Raw genomic sequence first — 17,767 nt, forward strand, 5'->3', positions numbered from 1 at the left:
CCGGCTCCGGGCCGTGTTTCGAGCCATGGCGTATCATGGCGCGCCCTGCGGATGAAGGAAATGCACGGAAAAAATAAAAACATTTGACAGCGGCGCAGAGCTCGCTGTTCTTTCGGCCAAAGCAATGAGCGAGGCGGCTGGTTGGAGCGCGCCTGGCGCCGCGGCCGCTGGCCGCCGATCTAGAGCGAGGCAGCATGCGCGCAATTGTGGTTCAGCAACCGGGTTCGATCGAACTGGTCCACCGGCCCGAGCCGGCAGCACCCGAGCCGGGCTGGGTCGCGATCGACATCACCCATGTCGGCATTTGCGGCACCGACTATCACATCTTCGAAGGCAAGCACCCCTATCTCAACTATCCCCGGGTCATCGGCCATGAGCTGAGCGGCGTGGTCGCCGCCGATGCGGCCGGCTGGCAGAAGGGCGCGCGCATCATCGTCAACCCCTACATCGCCTGCGGCCAGTGCCACGCCTGCCTGAGGGGCAAGCCGAATTGCTGCATGCAGATCGGCGTCCTCGGCGTGCACCGCGATGGCGGCCTCTGCGAGCGCATCAACGTGCCCGCGCAGAACCTCATCGCCGCCGACGGGCTAGAGCAGGCCGAGGCCGCGACGGTCGAGTTCCTGGCGATCGGGGCGCATGCCGTGCGCCGGTCGGGCATCGGCGCGGCCGATCGCGCCCTCGTCGTCGGCGCCGGCCCGATCGGACTCGGCGCCGCCCTCTTTGCCCGGCTGCGCGGCGCGGAGGTACACCTCCTCGATGCCAGCGCGGAGCGGCTCGCCATGGTCGCCGACCGCTTCGGCTTCGACGGCATCCACACCGTGGCCGAGGGTCCCGAGGCGCTGATGCAGGCGACGCAGGGCGACGGATTCGACGTCGTCTTCGACGCCACCGGCAGCGTGCGCGCCATGCAGGCGAGCTTTCGCTATGTCGCCCATGGCGGCACCATGGTGCTCGTCGGCGTGGTGCCCGACGACATCATTTTCAACGATGCCGAGTTTCACAAGCGCGAGATGAGCCTCCTCGGCAGCCGCAACGCGACGTCGGAGGATTTCAGCGCCGTGGTCTCGGCGCTGGCGAGCGGCGCGATCGACTATCGCAAGCTGATCACGCATACGACGACGCTCGAAGGCTTGCCCGAGAGCATCGCCGCCTGGGCGGCTGACCGCAGCCAGGTGATCAAGGCGATGGTGAGCGTGGCGGGATGACCGCGCCGACGATCATCCAGTTCGGCACGAGCCGGTTTCTCCAGGCCCATGTCGACCTGATGCTCTCGGAGGCGGCGGCGGGCGAAGCCGTCGGCTCGGTCTGCATCGTGGAGACCACCGGCTCGCCGGCGTCACAGGCGCGCGTCAAGGCATTCCGAACGCAAGCGGCCTACCCGGTCAGGATTCGCGGTCTGGTGAATGGCCGTCCCGTCGATGTCGACCGTCGCGTCACGGCCGTGACCGACGGCCTTTCGGCGCGGGCGGATTGGGAGCGGTTGCGGACCCTTTTCGTCGACCATGCCGATTACGTCATCTCCAATACCGGCGACCGCGGCTTCGACGTCCCCGAAAAGCCCGATTCGACACCGGCCGGATGGACGACCTTTCCCGAACTGCTGACCAGCCTGCTCTATGAACGGTTCCGTGCCGGCAGGCCCGGCCTCACCATCATGCCGTGCGAACTCGTCGAGCGTAACGGCGACAGGCTGCGCGCGCTCGTGCTGACGCTCGCCGGCGCGGCATCGCCATCCGCCGACTTCCGCGCCTGGATCGAGACCGCATGCATCTGGGCGAACTCGCTGGTCGATCGCATCGTCTCGGAGCCGATCGAACCGATCGGCGCCGTGGCCGAACCCTATGCGCTCTGGGCGATCGAGCGGACGGACGGGCTGGTGCCGCCCTGCTCCCACGCCGATATCCAACTGGTCGACGATCTCGACTTCATCGAGAAGCGCAAGCTGTTCCTGCTCAATCTCGGCCACACGCTGATGGCGGAGCGCTGGCGCGAGAGCGGCCGGGCGGCCGACGAAACGGTCCGCGCGATGATCGCCGATCCGACGGTGCGCGGCTGGCTCGACGAGATCATGATCGGCGAGGTGGTTCCGGCCTTCGGCGACAGGCAGGCCGAGGCGAGCGACTATTGGCGCATCTGTCTCGACCGGTTCGGCAATCCGTTTCTCGATCATCGTCTTGCCGATATCGGGCAGAACCATGCGGCCAAGATCGACCGACGGGCCGGCGGTCTGGTGCGCTGGGCGCGGCGCGTGCGGCCCGATGTCGGCTTTCCCCGGCTCGCGGCGATCTTCCCGGGCCTCGGCGGCTGACCGCCACGGCCGGAAACGGCCGGGACGGCGCTCAAACTCAGTTGATATCGATATCAACTTTGTTGACCTTTGCGTCGTCCGCCTGCAAGCTTCTCTCGTCATGGAGAGGAACAGCAGATGACCGCTTTGGAGCTTTGGTATCCACGTCCGGCAGCGCTCTGGACCGAGGCCCTGCCGATCGGCAATGGCCGCCTCGGCGCCATGGTGTTCGGCGGATACCCCGAAGAGCGGATCCAGCTCAATGAGAGCACGTTCTGGTCCGGCGGCCCCTACCAGCCGGTCAATCCCGATGCCCTCAAATACCTCCCCGAAGTTCGTGCGCTGATCTTTGCCGGCCGCTATGCCGAAGCGGAGGCCCTCGCCAACCGCTTCCTGATGGCGAAGCCGCACGTGCAAATGTCGTATCAGCCGGTGGGCGATGTCCGTATCGCCTTTGAGCATGTGGGTCCGATCGAGGACTACCGTCGCAGCCTGTCCCTCGACCGGGCCATCGTCACCACAAGCTACCGCTCGGGCGGTGTCGGCTTCACGCGCGAGATCATCGCCTCGGCTGCCTCCGACATCATCATCATGCGGCTGACGGCCGATCGACCTGGAGCGCTCACCTTTCGGTTGAACCTGACCAGCCCGCAGTCCGGCGCGGCCATGACCCCGGGTCCCGACTGGAACGGCCTCCGGGGAAAGGGGCCTGATGCGCATGGCATTTCCGGAGCGCTCGAATTTGCGTTCAAGGCAACGGTGTTGACCACGAATGGCAACATCAACACAACGCTGGAAGAGGTTCGCGTCGCGGCTGCCACCGAGGCCGTCATCCTGATCAATGCCGCGACGAGCTTCCTGCGCTTCGACGAAGTCGGCGCCGATCCGATAGCGCGTGTCGATGCTGGCCTCGATGCCTGTCGCGGCCTGTCCTGGGCGGATCTTGTCGCGGCCCATGAGACGGAGCACCGGCGGCTGTTCGACACACTCGCGATCGACCTCGGCACCACCGCCGCGGCCGAACGGCCGACAGATGAGCGGGTGGCCCTGTTCGCCGAGGGCGACGATCCGGCTCTCGCCGCGCTCTACCTGCAATATGGCCGCTATCTGATGATCGCCTCGTCCCGGCCGGGCACCCAACCGGCCAATCTGCAGGGCCTCTGGAACGAGGAAGTCCGTCCGCCCTGGGACAGCAAATATACCGCCAACATCAATCTGCAGATGAACTACTGGCTGCCGGACCCCGCCAATCTGGCCGAGTGCTTCGAGCCGCTGGTCGCCATGGTCGAGGATCTCGCCATCACCGGCGCGACGATGGCGCGCGCCCATTACGACGCCCCCGGCTGGGTCCTGCACCATAACACCGATCTCTGGCGCGCTACCGGCCCGATCGACGGCGCCCAATGGGGCCTCTGGCCGATGGGCGGCGCCTGGCTCTGCGTGCAACTGCACGATCACGCTGACTATTCCGGCGATGAGGCCTTGCTGCGGCGGATCTATCCGCTGATGAAGGGGGCCGCCGAATTCCTGCTCGCCGTGCTCGTTCCCCTGCCGGGCACGGACTTACTGGTGACATCGCCGTCCGTCTCACCCGAAAATGTGCACCCCTTTGGCGCGACGGTCTGCGCCGGACCGGCGATGGACCGCCAGATCGCCCGCGACCTCTTTGAGCGCACCATCGCGACGGCGGAGCAGCTCGGTATCGATGCGCCGTTCAGTGCCACGCTCGCGCAGACATTGCCGCGCCTGTCGCCCGACCGCATCGGCGCTGCCGGCCAGCTTCAGGAATGGCTCGAAGACTGGGATCTCGCCGCGCCAGAGATCCATCATCGGCATGTCTCCCACCTCTACGCGCTCTATCCGAGCTGGCAGATCGACCCCGACACGACGCCGGAACTCGCCGCGGCGGCTCAGCGCTCGCTCGAGATTCGCGGCGATGACGCCACCGGCTGGGGCATTGGCTGGCGCATCAATCTCTGGTGCCGCCTGCGAGATGGCGCACATGCCTATGACGTGCTCGCCATGCTGCTTCATCCCGAGCGGACCTATCCGAACCTCTTCGATGCCCATCCGCCATTCCAGATCGACGGCAATTTCGGCGGAGCGACCGGCATTCTGGAGATGCTCGTGCAATCCAGACCGGGCGAACTGCTGCTATTGCCGGCACTGCCACCCCAATGGCGGGACGGGCGCGTTGCCGGAGTCAGGGCGCGGGGCGGATTGTCGCTCGACCTGAGCTGGCGCGCCGGTGTGCCGACCGAGATCGTGATCGAGGCCCGCTTCCCGCAGCGCCTCGTGGTGCAGTTTGCCGACAAGAGCCTGCCGGTCGAACTATCCGCCGGCGAGAGGCGGACCATTCACATGGGTTGAGGCGCGACTGGCCGGCGCCTCAATCTGCCGGCGACCAGCGGCGCGTCGAGCCGCGCAGGATGACGTCGCATTTGAGCACGACCGATCGCAACGGCCGCGACTTGCCGGGATCGAGCCGCGACACGATCAGTGTCGCGATCGATTCAGCAATCGCGGCAATCGGTTGGGAGATTGCCGTGATCGCCGGCTCGCGCAGGCGAAACAGCGCGACATCGTCGAAGCTGACGAGCGAGAGATCGTCGGGCACGCGCAGCCCGTTATCCCTCATCCACTCCAGCACGCCGATGGTCATTCCGTAGTTCGAGACGAAGACCGCCGTCGGCGGCTTGTCCAGCTGCATCAACTGTCGCGCCGCGTCATAGCCGCTATCCGGGCGCCATGTGCCCTCGACGACATAGGCGGGGTCGATCGGGATGCCCCGGTCGTGCAAGGCCGCCTCATAGCCTTCGAGACGCTGGCGACCCGAAGAATCATACTGCGCGCCCGCAATGATGGCGACGCGTTCGTGCCTGAGGTCAAGCAGATGGCTGACGGCCCGATAGCTCGCGCTGCTGTTCTCGACCATTACGCGATCGGCGGCGATGCCCGGAATATCGTTATTGTAGAACACGATCGGGACGCCGTCGGCGGTCATCTGCTCGAGCCGCGCCCGCACCTCCGCCACACCGTCCATGATCAGGGCATCGACACGCTGCGCGTCGAAGAAATCGAGCGCGTCGTTGATCACCCGCGCATCATGGCTGTGGCAATAGATGACCAGCGCACGCCCGGACGTGCGCAGCAGCCTGGCGAGATGCTCCACCATGTCGGAGTGGAACTCGTCGAAGGTCGGGATCAGCAGACCGATCATATGCGTCTTGTCGGTCTTCATCGCCGCGGCAACCGCATTGCGGCGATAGGAGAGCTTCTCGATCGCGGCCTCGATCTGCTCGCGATTTCCGCGGCGAATCTCGCGCCCGTTCAGGAAGCGGGAGACCGTGCCGATGGCGACGCCCGCCGCCTCCGCGACGTCAGCGATCGTGGCGGCTCTTCGCCTGGTCCCGTTCTGTGGCAGGTCTTCGTCGGACATCGTGCATCATGCTCTCATTCCTGCGGTTGCAGGAATGCTGCCGCTTCCTAGCTGATCGCACCGATCGATCCAAGCGTCACGGGGCACCGGCCATGAGCCGGCGCCCCGCGAGGATTGGCTAGACGCCTTCGAGCACGAGGGCGCTGTGGATGTGGAGGCGCGGCAGCGTCACTTCCACGCGTCCATCCTGCAGCATCTGCCAGTCGACATCGGCGCCCGTCAGGGCGTCAAAGATGCGCGAAGGACGGCTTCCGAGCCGGACCTTTGCCGTCACCGGACCGATTGCCGGGACGTCCTCGATCATCTCGAGCACGCGCGTCGGGCCGGCCTCGGTCGGCACGCCCTTGCCGCGCACCTGCGGCGCGCCATAGAGCAGGTGAAGCACGTGACGGCCTTCGGCTTCCTGGCGCGTCAGCGTCGCGCGCGCGGCCGACGGCAGGTCGGTCACGAGGACCGGGTCCGGCATCAGGCGACGGATCAGGCCGCGGATGATGTACTTGTAAAGCGGCTGTCCGTAGGCGTGGTACATCTGGAAGATCGGGAACGCGACATAACCAATGCCCTGATATTCCGTGACGCCCGCTCCGATCGTGCCCGCGGCCGGATCGTCCGGCGTATGCTGGTGCGAACAGAAGTGGCGATAGTTGCGGTTGAAATAGGACGGAACCACCGAGGCGAGCACTGTCGCCGCCCCGCTGACGATCGCCTGTCCGGTCCCATACATCACGAAGGGCGAGTGCGGCAGGCTGGCGTCGAGCGCGTCGGGATCGGCGCGGAGGTAGGATGGCGTGAATTCAACCAGCCCGTTGGCCGCTTCGAGGCCGAGATCGAGGGCAAAGCCATCCGCGCCAATGCCCGACTGGCCGGAAAGGAGCAGCCGTCCGCCCGCCGCGACATAGCTCTTCAGGCGCGCGGCAAGCGCCGCATCGATCGGAATCGTGTCGGGCAGGATCACCAGCCGGTAGGGCTCGAACGAGGCTGTTCCATCGATCACGTCGAAGGGCAGCTTCAGCTCCTGCAGCATCTGCGCGGCGCCGTCATCGCTCGCATTATTGCGGTCGCCATTCGGATGGAAGTACTCGGCCGCAAGGATCGCCACTTCAGAGACCTGGCGCGCGCCCTTCAGGAACGGCTCCAGCCGCTCGATCCGCTCATAGGCCGGCGCGATCGAGCGATAGGTGTCGTGGTTGATGGCGCCGTTCGGATGCAGCTGGTCGCCGACAAGGCACTTCGCCCCGAGCGCCACCATCTGCGCCGCCTCATAGGTAAGCGCCTCGGCATGCTTGAAGCCGCCAAATTCGCCCCAGGCGGTATGGAACTTGCCGGTCTGCCCGAGGAAATCGAAGCCGAGCGTCGCCGCATAGCGGGCGCTCGACGGGAAATGATCATAGCCCCAGCCGCCGGTCGGCAGGCTTTCGAGCTCCAGATGCGAATAGGTATCGAAGCGATGCCGTCCCATCTTGTGGATGTGGCCGCAATTATAGAACACGCGCTGCTCCGGATATTCCGCGAACAGTGCGTCCGAAATATAGCGCCGGAACTCCTCGTTCACGGCTTCGTCGTTCTTGAGCCGGTCGGCGGGGTTCTCGGGGTCGAGGCCTTCGGCGATCATCCGGTCGATGCAGGCCGAACAGACGCAATCGGGCGTCAGGACGATGTCGAAGAAGAGGCCCTGGGTCTTGTAGTTCGAGGCGACTTCACGAGCCTGGTCGAGGATATAGTCGCGCGCACCCTGATGGTTAAGGCAGATGGTGTGCCAGGCCGGGCTCAGCTGCTTGAGGCTCGACGGGTCGTTCGCGAGCGCCCGCGAGAACTGGTTCGTAGCGCTCATGACGCGCCATTCCGGATGCTCGCGCGCCGACAGCTCGTCCCACTGGACGGAGATATAGACGGGCGTCTCGATGTCCGCTGCCGCGCAGGCGCTGATCATCTCGCCCATCAGGTCCGGGCGCGCCAGATTGGGGTGCGGCTTGCCAACCTTCGTCGGATAGTAAGACCAGCCGTGATGGCACTTGGCAAACACGGTGATCGAGTCGACATGCGCCGCCTTCAGGGTCGCGACGAAGTCCTCAGCGTCGAACGCAGCGCCGACATCCGGAATATGCTCCGACGTATGGAAGTCCAGGTGGATCTGGCGATAGCGCAGCGGCTTGAATTTCGTCTCGGACATCTTGGTTCCTTGGGAGATCATTCCTGGGTTCCGGGGCGCTTCCGCACTCCGGCCCTAGGATAAGGTGAGGACGTCATACGCCGACGTCGGACGGCCAAGGGTGGCGGATCATCGCGATCGAAGGCCCAGCCGGGCTGGCATCAGGGATCGACCGGAGAGGATAGATTGCCCGGGCGGCCAGGGTTGGCTGGCCGCCCGGCGCTCGCACCGACCGACATGCCGGGAGGGAAGCATGTCGCCTTCGGTCCGGGCAGGTCAGTTGGCTCAGTACAGCGTGACGGCCTTGGCCTCGAGCGTGGTCATCACGGAGTCGATCGTCGCATCGGTCGGGTTCTGCAGGAACTTCTGCAGCTGGACGCGATATTCATCGACCAGGTCGCCCGGCAGCAGGTCGCCCAGCACGAACTGAACCTTCGACTTCGCGACATTGTCGACGGCGATCTTCGTCACCGGGCCGTAGAGGCTCGCATCGACCTTGTTGCTCGGCGAGGCGAGACCATGCTTGGCGACGATATTGGCAGCTTCCGCCGTTCCGAGGAAGGCGAGGAACGCGTCGGCCGCGGCGGGATTGTCGCCCGAGCTCAGCCCGACGAACTCCTTGGAGTCGACGCTCGACACGTCGTCATGTCCGGCGCCCATGGTCGGGAACTGGAAGAGCGAGTAGTCGACACCTTCCTTGAGCGCGTAGTCGGACTTCGCCATCCCGTTCACCCACATGCCGATCAGCTCATAGCCGGCAGTCGATGCTCTGAGGACGTTGTTGGCCGCATTGTCCCAATCGGTCGCCAGCATGACCGTGGGATCGCCACAGCAATTCGCCTTCAGGAGCTCGGCATATTTCTGCAGCGTCGTCTTGACGATCGGATCGGTCCACGGGATCTCGTGACGGGCCAGCTTCGCGGCCGCCTCGGCGCCGGCCGTGCGCAGCAGCAGGTTTTCAAACCACTCCGTCTGCGCCCAGACCTTGGCGGGAACCGCGATCGGCGTCACGCCGATGCCATTCAGCTTCGCGAAACTCGCCTTGAACTCGTCCCAATCCTTCGGCGCCGCGTCGATGCCAGCCTTCTTCAGCGTATCCGGCCGGTAGAAGATGCCGCTGCGATCGCCGAACGTATAGGTGACACCATAGGTCACGCCATCGATCTGACCGAGCTTGCGCCAGCTATCGGGGATATTGTCGCCCCACTTGCCGGCGTCCCACTGCTGGTCGAGCGGACGCAGCATGCCGGCATCGGCCAGTTCCTTGCGGAAGGCAGGCCAGGTGTTGGTCAAGAGGTCCGCCTTCTGGCCGCCGATCAGGGCGGTGCGGATCGCGCCGCGCTGATCGCCAGAAACGGTCAGGTTGATGTTGCGGAACTTGACGCCCGGGTTCTTGGCCGTGAACGCGTCCTCGAGATCCTGCAGGACCTGGAACTGCGAGCCGGTCTCCCAGTTCAGAAACACCAGCTCGCCGCTGACGTCCTGGGCATGCGCGAGCGGCCCGAACGCTGCCGTGACCAGCAATCCGGCCATCCATGCAGCAGCATTCCGCCCGATCGCGGGTTTCGTAATCCTCATGGTCGCTCCTCCTTGAAGCTGTCGAGAGTGCTTCTTCCTCCTCACACCCTCATAATGAAACGATATCAACTAACTTGCCGATTGAAAAGTCCCGACTCAATTTCGTTCAAGCGATCATGTGCGGGCAAGGGAAGCGCGGGTGCGACTCGGAGAGCCCGATGCGTCCGAGTTTCAGGCGAGATGGATGATGGGCGTCGGCTTGCGAGGAGCATCATCGAAGCGCCAGCGCGATCGTGCGGGCGCATGCGGGCGCCGTCGCGGACAGTGTCCCGTCCGCGATCAAAGCTCGGCTTAGCGGTACAGACGCCCGGTTCGCCCTGAACGGACGAGGAAAGGCGCCAGGCTCATGAAGACATTACGGCAGCGTGTATCCGGCAGCCGTAAAGAGGCGGTACCACTCCTGCCGGTCCAGCACGATATCGGCGCCGGCGGCGCTTTCTGCGAGACGATTCGGATTGGTGGTGCCGAGCACGATCTGGATATTGGCAGGATGCCTCGCGATCCAGGCCACGGCGATTGCGGCCGGCGTGACGGCGTATTTGGAAGCCATCAGCTCGAGCTGGTGATTGAGCTCCGGATAGTTCTCATGGTCGCCCAGGAAGACGCCGTCGAAGAAACGCTTCTGGAACGGCGACCAGGCCTGCAAGGTGATGCCGTTGATGCGGGCGTAGTTGATGATCTCATTGTCCCGATCGATCGATTGATCGAGATCGGCCATGTTGGCAGCGACGCCGGACGCGATCGTCGGCGCGTGGGTGATGCTGAGCTGGATCTGATTGATGACCAGAGGCTGCTTGACCGCCGTCTTGAGCAGGTCGATCTGTCCTGGCGTGTGGTTCGACACGCCGAAATGGCGCACCTTCCCGGCGGCATGCAAGGCATCGAACGCGCCGGCGACCTCCTCCGGCTCGACCAGGGCGTCAGGCCGATGCAGTAGCAGGACATCCAGATAGTCGGTTCGCAAGGCGGCCAGCGACCGATCGACCGTCTGCAGGATGTGCTCGCTCGAAAAATCGAAATAGCCGGGCCGGATACCGACCTTGCTCTGCACGATGATATCTGCGCGTTCGGCGCTCGTGAGGCTGACAGCCTCCCCGAACCGCCTTTCGCATTCATGCGGCGCACCGCCATAGATATCGGCGTGGTCGAAGATCGTGACGCCGGCGGCGCGCGCCGCCTCATAGAGCGAACGGATCGCGCGATCCTCGAGCTTCGAAATCCGCATCAAACCCAATATGATCCGCGACGCCAGCATGTCGGAATTGGCGATCTTGATTGTATGCATGATGTATTCTCGTCGTTGGATCGTTGATGATCGACTGGCGACAGGGGGAAGTCGCGACCAGAGCTGCGTTGGCTGAATCGGCTCGCTAGAGGCGCTGATAGGCCCCCCAGCGCACGATCTCCAGTATCTTTTGCGTCATCGCCCGCTGGCGGTGCGCGGAGGAGGCCTCAGCCGCTTGTGAATGCAGCTCGGTCAATGCGTGCGAAAAATCCTGGCCGCGCTGTCGCGTTCTGATTTGTCCGTTCGTCTTTCTGGGTATGAAGCCGCGTCACGTCCACGGCTTGATCCGCAAATTGGGGAGTGAGCGAGATGGGTCTTTCCTATCGTTGGGTCATGGTCGGGGCCGGCGCCCTGATGGGCTGCGTCGCGATCGGCGCGATGTTTTCGCTGGCTGTCTTCCTCGACCCGATGTCAGCCAATACCGGCTGGTCCCGGGCGGGCATATCGAGTGCAATGACGCTGAACTTTCTTGTCACGGGTGTGGCCGGGATCGGCTGGGGTGCAGCGAGCGACCGCTTTGGCCCGCGCATTGTCGTGCTGATCGGAGCCGTGCTGCTCGGCCTTGCCTTGGTTCTCGCGAGCCGTGTTACCTCCCTCCTCGCATTCCAGCTGATTTTCGGCATCCTGGTCGGCCTCGCCGCGAGCGCCTTCTTCGCTCCGATGGTCTCGGCGGTGACGGGGTGGTTCGATACCAACCGAAGCCTGGCCGTCTCGCTTGTCTCCGCCGGCATGGGCATGGCGCCCATGACGATCTCGCCCTTCGCACGCTGGTTGATCACGACCTATGACTGGCGCTTCGCCATGCTGGCAATCGGCATCGGCGCTTGGGTGATCATGCTGCCAACGGCGCTTGTCGTTCGGCGCCCGCCCGCTGCTCTTGCCAACACACACAGCATGACCGGGCCTGCCGCCGACGCCAAGGGCATGTCGACTGCGGCGGCGATCCGTTCACCTCAGTTCTGGGTGTTGGGCCTGACCTTCTTCGCCTGCTGCGCGGCCCATTCCGGCCCGATCTTCCACATGGTGAGCTATGCAATCGTCTGCGGCGTATCGCCCATGGCGGCCGTCAGCATTTATAGCGTCGAGGGACTTGCCGGGCTGGGCGGGCGCCTTCTTCTCGGCGTCGCCGCCGATCGGCTCGGCGTTAAGCCGGTTCTGATCGCCGGCCTGCTGGCTCAGGCGCTGGTGATCCTGGCCTATCGCTTCATCGGCGAGCTCAGCCAGTTCTATCTGCTTGCGACCATTTTCGGCGCGGCCTATGGCGGCGTGATGCCTCTTTATGCCGTGCTGGCGCGCGACTATTTCGGCCAAAGAAATCTGGGCGCCGTTCTGGGTGCAGCGACCCTGCTGTCGAGCGTTGGGATGGCGCTTGGCCCGTGGGCCGGCGGCTGGGTATTCGACACGTTCAACGACTATGCCTGGCTCTTCATCGGCTCGTCGATCGTGGGCCTCGGCGCAGTCGCCATCGCGTTCGCCTTCCCAGCACGGCCCGGCAGCCGACCCGAGGTCGCATAGCCGGGCACACCTCTGGGGCAGCGCGCCCGTCGCGTCAGATCGCTGTCGCGTTCGCCTGCTGCAAGTGCGATAGTTGTGCTTCGCACAATGGATGGCGCGGAATCCCCAGGATGAGGAAAGAACATGCTGGACGTGCTGGCTCGATATGACGAAACGCGCCGGATCGATGTTCCGGCAGGTCGCGAACTATTGACCGAGGGCGTAACCTCCGGCCGCCTTTATGTGCTCGCCGACGGCATGATCGAAGTCGTGCGCGGCGAGACCCAGGTCATGCTGATCAGTGAGCCGGGTGCGATCTTCGGGGAGATGTCGGTTTTGCTCGATGTGCCCCACACCGCAACGGTCCGCACGGTTGTACCATCCAGCCTCTACGCCTTCGACGATGCCGCAAAATTCCTGCGCGATGACCCAGAGACGGCACTGGTGGTCGCCCGTCTCCTGGCACAGCGGCTCAACGCAGCCACGAGCTACCTCGTCGATCTCAAGCGCCAGTTCGAGAGCCACGGCAACCATCTCAGCATGGTCAGCGACGTGCTCGCCAGCCTGCTGCACCATCAGGAGACGGCGTTCACGCCGGGCTCTGATCGCCAACCCGATCCGGGGATGTGAGCCAGGCCGGCAGGGTGGTCAGTTGGGGGACCGGCCGTTCGAGCGGCTGGTCGAGCCTGACGGCTTGCACGCCTGCCGCGGACAGCCAGACGGCCTCATTGTTGACGGTATCGAGCACGATGTGCGGTGGCGGTGCGCCAAAGGTGTGGCCGGCATTGAAGACCCAGGTGGTGTTGATGCGATCGACCCATGAGCCATCGCGCGCGAAGGGCGACTGGTGCACATGGCCGGAGAACACGATGTCTGGAGAATATTGCGCGATCCATTCGGCAAGCTCCACATCGCCGAAATAGCGCTGCCCCGTCCAACTCGTGGGCGATTTGTCCGGCGGGGCATGATGCAGCCAGAACCAGCGCGTCTTGGGCTTCAGTGCATCAGCGGCGAGTTGCGCGGCCACACGGGCGCGAGCGTTGGGTCCATCCCACCATGGACAGATCGTGAAGAGCACGTCCTCCATGACGAAGGACGTGTCGTCGGAGGGAATGCCCTGCCGGCTGAAGTCGCGCACCCAACGAGCCACCTTCTCGCCCGAAGCATCGCGTGAATCGAGATCATGATTGCCCGAGCAGGTGATCAGACGGGTCCTCGCCGCGATCAGGTCGAGATATTTCCGGATGACGATGGTCTGCGCCCGCCAGTCGACCGCAGACGAAATATCAAGATGATCGCCGGCGATGATCACGGCATCGAATCGCTCGGCCATGCTCAGCACCCAGTCGTACTGAGCCAGCGAATAGTGCAGATCAGCGACGATCAGACATTTCATTTCCGTTGTCGACTCGCGGAACAGAGAAAAACGGAGCCAGACGAACTTGGCATTGCCTGTTTCTGAGCTATGCCGAGCCTAGCATATTTCGTGTGAATGTCTTGCTCAGCCCAAGGCGACATACACGCCGATAACGTCACGTCGACGCGCGTCAGGCGCGACTACGGAGCCGCCGCCGCAATCGTCTCGCTGTCCTTATTCTCGGCCACACCGTCGGCCGGTTCGATCCAGATCGCGGCCGACCATGGGCCGAACTCGAGGCCATGCTCGACGGGATCGACTTGCCCGGTCGTCGCGAACGGGGCGCCGGCGACAAGGTCGAGCGCGCCGGGATGGGGCGACGGGTTCATGGCAAGCACGAGAGTCCTGTCATCATAACGCCAGCGTATGGCGAGGCTCATCGCGCTCTCGACGGTTTCGGAACCATGATATCGGCTGGCCGTCACGGGCCAGACATGGGCGCGGCGAAGCGCCACCAATTCCTTGAACCGGGCCATGGCCTCACGGCGCTCGGGAAGTCCGAACTCATCCCAATCGAGCTTGGCCATCGCCACGGTCTCTTCTGCGACGGGATCGGGGAGCGGCGTATCGTCCGGTCGATGGTCGTAGAATTCGGCGGCCTGACGCGCCCTGCCCTCGCGGATCGCGTCGCTCAAATGACCTTTCAAATCGCCGAAGAAGGGGAAGACCGAACGCATATGCGCTTCCTCGCCCATGAAGAACATCGGGATCTGCGGCGAGAGCATGATGACGAAATGCAGGAAATCGAGTCGTTCCGCGTCAAGCTCCTCGGCGAGCCGCCGTCCATCCGGCTGATTGCCGATCTGGTCGTGATTCTGGATGAAGGAGACGAAGGCCTCAGGCGGGAAATGCGCCACGTCATCCTGGCCAGCCGTCTCCCCACTGCGACCAGGCACGCCGTCGGAGAGCGCCTGTCGCGCCCGTAGCATCGGTTCTTCCGCAAAGGCCCGGTAGTAGCCACCATTCTGCTCCGTCGCGAGCACATGCAGCGAATGATGAATATCGTCGTTCCAGATCGCGTTGAAGAGCGGCACGCCGCCGCCTTCGTCGCGCTTCACCAGTCCCGCCTCGTAGTGAAGATCCTCCAGCACGAGCAGGGCATCGGGTTTGATCGCACGAGCCGCTTCCGCGATCTCGCACTTGAACGCAGCAGCCCCGTCGGTCCTGAACTCGTGCACCGCGTCGAAACGCAACCCGTCGAAATCATATTCGCCGAGCCACATCGCGACATTCTCGATGAAGAACCGCCGAACCAGCGGATGGGCGAGATTGATCGCCGGTCCCCAGGGGGTCGGCTCGCCGCCATCGAAGAACGGGGCGGCATAGTGGGGCAGAAGATTGTCGATCGGCCCGAAATGATTGTAGACGACGTCGAGCAACACGGCGAGACCGAGCGCATGGGCACGCTCGACTAGGGCGCGCAGCGTGCCCGGGCTGCCGTAGCTGGCCTCGGGCGCAAAGGGGAGCACGCCGTCATACCCCCAATTGCCCGATCCGGGAAAATCACCGATCGGCATCAGCTCAATGGCGGTGTAGCCGGCATCGGCAAAATGCGGCAGCCGTTCGGCCAGCGCCTCGAACGTCCCTTCGGGCGTCGCCGTGCCGACATGGATCTCGGCGAGGATCACTTCATGCCAGGGACGGCGCGACCGGGCCGAGCCCGCTGGCATCGGTGCGACGAGCACGCTCCAGCCATCCGTGTCGTCAGCCTGCGCGCGTGACGCGGGATCGGCAAAAACCAGGTCGCCTGTAGCAAACCGATAATGCTGGCCGGGCAAGATTCCGGCCACATGACGCTCGAACCAACCGTCTCCCACGGGCGCCAAGTCGATCGGTTCGCGGTCGCGAAGGATCAGTTGCACATGATCGACACTCGGCGCCCAGAGGCGAAACACGGCCCCCTCGGAATCGAGCATCGGGCCGAAACGCATCGGGCGGTCAATTGCCTGACGTTGATCGACCGTGTCTTCGTCACGGGGCGCATCGTCCACGAACATTTGAAATTCCTTCCGCATCTCGACCTCGGGCTGACCACCCCGCCCGATGAAATGCCGACCAGCGCCAGCCGTTGCGTCGAAGGACGACGAATCCTGATGGCCGTCCGAAATGTCGCGGCGCGACACTATACGACAAGGAGGATCGCTAACGCGGTGAGGTGCGGAAGGTGGAGATGAGGAACGATCCCCGCTTCGTCCCATTGGTCAACAGCGTACCCACGCTGCGCGCGACTGCGAAACACGCGTCGAGCGAAACATAGGGAGAGGCGCAGATGGGCGGCGGGCACGTGTCACGGACACCCGGCAAGAAAAAGGAGGTAATCATGCCCCGCGGAGACAAATCGAAATACACGGACAAGCAGGAACGCAAGGCCGATCATATCGCCACAGGCTACGAGGCACGCGGCGTTCCCGAAAAGGAAGCGGAACGACGCGCCTGGGCAACTGTCAACAAAGACGATGGCGGCGGCAACAAGCCCGGCGGCTCAGGACGCGGCACGTCGACAGGCCATCCCGCCGCTCATAAAGGCGGAGAAAAGGGTGGCCAGTCCTCTGCCGAGCGCCCCGCGGAGGCCCGTTCGGCATCCGCCCGGAAGGCTGCAGCCACGCGCAAGCGTAACGCTGAAGCCCGCACCGTTCACTGAGCCTCGCCGCCTTACGGAAATGCCTTGCCGCCCTGCAGACCGAGGCGGCGGAATATCATGGCTGCGGGGCAGAAACCTGTGATGGACGCCTGAATCAGGTTGAGGCTGACAAAGGCGCTCAGGAGGAGCCAATATGGGCTCATCCAATAGGCCAGCACCAAGCCGACCAGATTGACGAAGCCTGCGAAAGCCATCACGGCCTTATCGATATTCATTGTCTTGTCCTCGATCGATCCATTGATGCGTCAGGCGGCGGCCATGGCTTGCCGCCGCGTCCATTCGATGATGCGGGCTGTCTCCATGACGCCTGCGCTCTGGCCGATCAGGCGTCCGTCGCGCAGGAGCAGGAGTGCTGGAATGCCGCGTATACCGAAGCGGGCCGAAACATTCGGCGCCTGGTCGGCATTGAGCTTGAGCAGCCGCACATCGGGCTGGAGCGCAGCGGCCGCACGCTCGAACATGGGACCCATGACGCGGCAAGGACCGCACCAGGGAGCCCATACATCGACGAGAATCAGACCGTCGGTACCCGCGACATGCCGCTCGAAGCCCGCTTCGTCGACCTCGATCGGATGGCCGTCGAAGAGGGGCGCGTGGCACTTGCCACAGCGCGCCTCGGCCGCCGGTCGGTCGGTCTTGATCCTGTTCTTCTGGCCACAGGCCCCGCAGACGAGATGGCGATCGCCCATCGCACTGTCTCCTTGTTCAAGGCGCAGCCCGTTGACGACCACGCAATCCATGCTTGACTATATATTCAAATATTCGTAGATACGCAACTATGAGAATTGATCCCTTGCAAATGGAAGTCGCGGCGGGCGCTGCGGTCGAGCTGCTGAAGGCGCTTTCCAATCGCCAGAGGCTTCTGATCCTGTGCCAGCTGATCGACCGCGAGCGGTCCGTCGGCGAACTCGCCGCCTTTCTGGACGTTCGCGATTCCAACGTTTCGCAGCATCTTTCGCTCCTACGGAAGGATGGTCTCGTGGCCGCGCGGCGGGATGGCCAGACCATCTGGTACCGCATTGAGAGCGCACAGGCCCGCGCCGTGCTCGAATCCCTCTGGGCTGTCTATTGCCAGCCGACCGACTGCAACCCGGCCGCCTCCGGCCAGAACGAGTAATATCATGAGCCAAGCCAATACCCTGATCGAACTCGAGCCGGCCGAGCTTGCCGATCGCCTCGAGAGCGGCGAAGTCCTCCTCGTCGATGTTCGCGAAGAAGCGGAATTCGATGCCGTCCACATTGATGGCGCCGTGCTGATGCCCCTCTCGGTCTTCGACCCGGCAGCATTGCCGGATGCCGACGGGCGCACGATCGTTTTCCAATGCGCCGCGGGAGGCCGTTCGGCGAGGGCCGTCGCGGCTTGCCTTGCTGCTGGCCTGCCGCATAGCCACCATTTGCGCGGCGGCATCCGCGCCTGGATGAGTGCGGGTCTGCCGACGGTCGACTGAGGCCGCCTGCCCCGAATCAACCAATGCGA

17 protein-coding genes are annotated in these 17,767 nt (G+C 64.2%); 9 read left to right on the forward strand and 8 right to left on the reverse strand.

The window, feature by feature from the left end:
* Positions 1–194 precede the first annotated feature (194 nt).
* The 3 genes from QO014_RS08580 to QO014_RS08590 all read left to right on the forward strand — a co-directional run bounded on the left by QO014_RS08580 (position 195) and on the right by QO014_RS08590 (position 4,657).
* On the forward strand, positions 195–1,205 hold the full coding sequence (locus QO014_RS08580) for a zinc-binding alcohol dehydrogenase family protein (RefSeq protein WP_266348267.1): 1,011 nt from the start codon (positions 195–197) through the stop codon (positions 1,203–1,205).
* On the forward strand, positions 1,202–2,308 hold the full coding sequence (locus QO014_RS08585; RefSeq protein WP_266348268.1) for a mannitol dehydrogenase family protein: 1,107 nt from the start codon (positions 1,202–1,204) through the stop codon (positions 2,306–2,308). The genes QO014_RS08580 and QO014_RS08585 overlap by 4 nt, the downstream gene beginning before the upstream one ends.
* Positions 2,309–2,425: 117 nt before the next feature.
* Positions 2,426–4,657, forward strand: a complete 2,232-nt coding sequence (locus tag QO014_RS08590) for a glycoside hydrolase family 95 protein (RefSeq protein WP_266348269.1) — start codon at positions 2,426–2,428, stop codon at positions 4,655–4,657.
* A gap of 19 nt (positions 4,658–4,676) precedes the next feature.
* Here the strand turns inward: QO014_RS08590 and QO014_RS08595 are convergent, their stop codons facing one another.
* The 4 genes from QO014_RS08595 to QO014_RS08610 form a co-directional block, all read right to left on the reverse strand.
* Positions 4,677–5,726, reverse strand: coding sequence for a LacI family DNA-binding transcriptional regulator (locus QO014_RS08595; RefSeq protein WP_266348270.1), 1,050 nt, complete (start codon positions 5,724–5,726; stop codon positions 4,677–4,679).
* A gap of 118 nt (positions 5,727–5,844) precedes the next feature.
* Entirely contained in the window at positions 5,845–7,896 is a 2,052-nt protein-coding gene (locus QO014_RS08600) for a beta-galactosidase trimerization domain-containing protein (protein ID WP_266348271.1), read from the reverse strand.
* A 264-nt stretch (positions 7,897–8,160) separates the two neighbouring features.
* A complete protein-coding gene (locus QO014_RS08605; RefSeq protein ID WP_266348272.1) occupies positions 8,161–9,453 on the reverse strand; it encodes an ABC transporter substrate-binding protein in 1,293 nt (430 codons plus the stop codon).
* A gap of 355 nt (positions 9,454–9,808) precedes the next feature.
* The gene (locus QO014_RS08610) at positions 9,809–10,738 is read right to left on the reverse strand and encodes an aldo/keto reductase (protein ID WP_266348273.1); all 930 of its coding nucleotides are present in this window, start codon (positions 10,736–10,738) and stop codon (positions 9,809–9,811) included.
* A gap of 309 nt (positions 10,739–11,047) precedes the next feature.
* Between QO014_RS08610 and QO014_RS08615 the strand changes: the two genes are divergently transcribed.
* Positions 11,048–12,253, forward strand: coding sequence for an MFS transporter (locus tag QO014_RS08615; RefSeq protein ID WP_266348274.1), 1,206 nt, complete (start codon positions 11,048–11,050; stop codon positions 12,251–12,253).
* Between the two features lie 123 nt (positions 12,254–12,376).
* The gene (locus QO014_RS08620; protein WP_266348275.1) at positions 12,377–12,862 is read left to right on the forward strand and encodes a Crp/Fnr family transcriptional regulator; all 486 of its coding nucleotides are present in this window, start codon (positions 12,377–12,379) and stop codon (positions 12,860–12,862) included.
* On the opposite strand, the gene QO014_RS08625 is transcribed toward QO014_RS08620, so the two are convergent.
* Entirely contained in the window at positions 12,822–13,628 is an 807-nt protein-coding gene (locus QO014_RS08625) for a metallophosphoesterase family protein (protein ID WP_266348276.1), read from the reverse strand. The two genes, QO014_RS08620 and QO014_RS08625, sit on opposite strands and share 41 nt — an antisense overlap.
* A 161-nt stretch (positions 13,629–13,789) precedes the next feature.
* Positions 13,790–15,439: an alpha-amylase family glycosyl hydrolase gene (locus QO014_RS08630; RefSeq protein WP_266348277.1), complete on the reverse strand. Its 1,650-nt coding sequence runs from the start codon at positions 15,437–15,439 to the stop codon at positions 13,790–13,792.
* On the opposite strand from QO014_RS08630, the gene QO014_RS08635 reads away from it, so the two are divergent.
* Both QO014_RS08635 and QO014_RS08640 read left to right on the forward strand, forming a co-directional pair.
* Positions 15,440–15,823 carry a hypothetical protein gene (locus tag QO014_RS08635; RefSeq protein WP_266348278.1) on the forward strand — a complete coding sequence of 128 codons (384 nt, stop codon included), beginning with the start codon at positions 15,440–15,442 and terminating at the stop codon, positions 15,821–15,823.
* Positions 15,824–15,969: 146 nt separating this feature from the next.
* A complete protein-coding gene (locus QO014_RS08640; RefSeq protein WP_266348279.1) occupies positions 15,970–16,290 on the forward strand; it encodes a plasmid stabilization protein in 321 nt (106 codons plus the stop codon).
* Positions 16,291–16,301: 11 nt separating this feature from the next.
* Here QO014_RS08640 and QO014_RS08645 read toward each other — a convergent pair whose 3' ends face one another.
* Positions 16,302–16,505 (reverse strand): YgaP family membrane protein, encoded by a 204-nt coding sequence (locus QO014_RS08645; protein ID WP_266348280.1) that lies wholly within the window; start codon positions 16,503–16,505, stop codon positions 16,302–16,304.
* A gap of 30 nt (positions 16,506–16,535) precedes the next feature.
* Positions 16,536–16,979, reverse strand: coding sequence for a thioredoxin family protein (locus QO014_RS08650; RefSeq protein WP_266348281.1), 444 nt, complete (start codon positions 16,977–16,979; stop codon positions 16,536–16,538).
* 110 nt (positions 16,980–17,089) lie between these two features.
* On the opposite strand from QO014_RS08650, the gene QO014_RS08655 reads away from it, so the two are divergent.
* Together QO014_RS08655 and QO014_RS08660 are read left to right on the forward strand one after the other, a co-directional pair.
* Positions 17,090–17,407: an ArsR/SmtB family transcription factor gene (locus QO014_RS08655; protein ID WP_266348282.1), complete on the forward strand. Its 318-nt coding sequence runs from the start codon at positions 17,090–17,092 to the stop codon at positions 17,405–17,407.
* A 4-nt stretch (positions 17,408–17,411) separates the two neighbouring features.
* Entirely contained in the window at positions 17,412–17,738 is a 327-nt protein-coding gene (locus QO014_RS08660) for a rhodanese-like domain-containing protein (RefSeq protein WP_266348283.1), read from the forward strand.
* The last annotated feature ends 29 nt before the right edge of the window (positions 17,739–17,767 follow it).

It is taken from the genome of Kaistia dalseonensis, assembly GCF_030814715.1.
Lineage (GTDB): Bacteria > Pseudomonadota > Alphaproteobacteria > Rhizobiales > Kaistiaceae > Kaistia > Kaistia dalseonensis.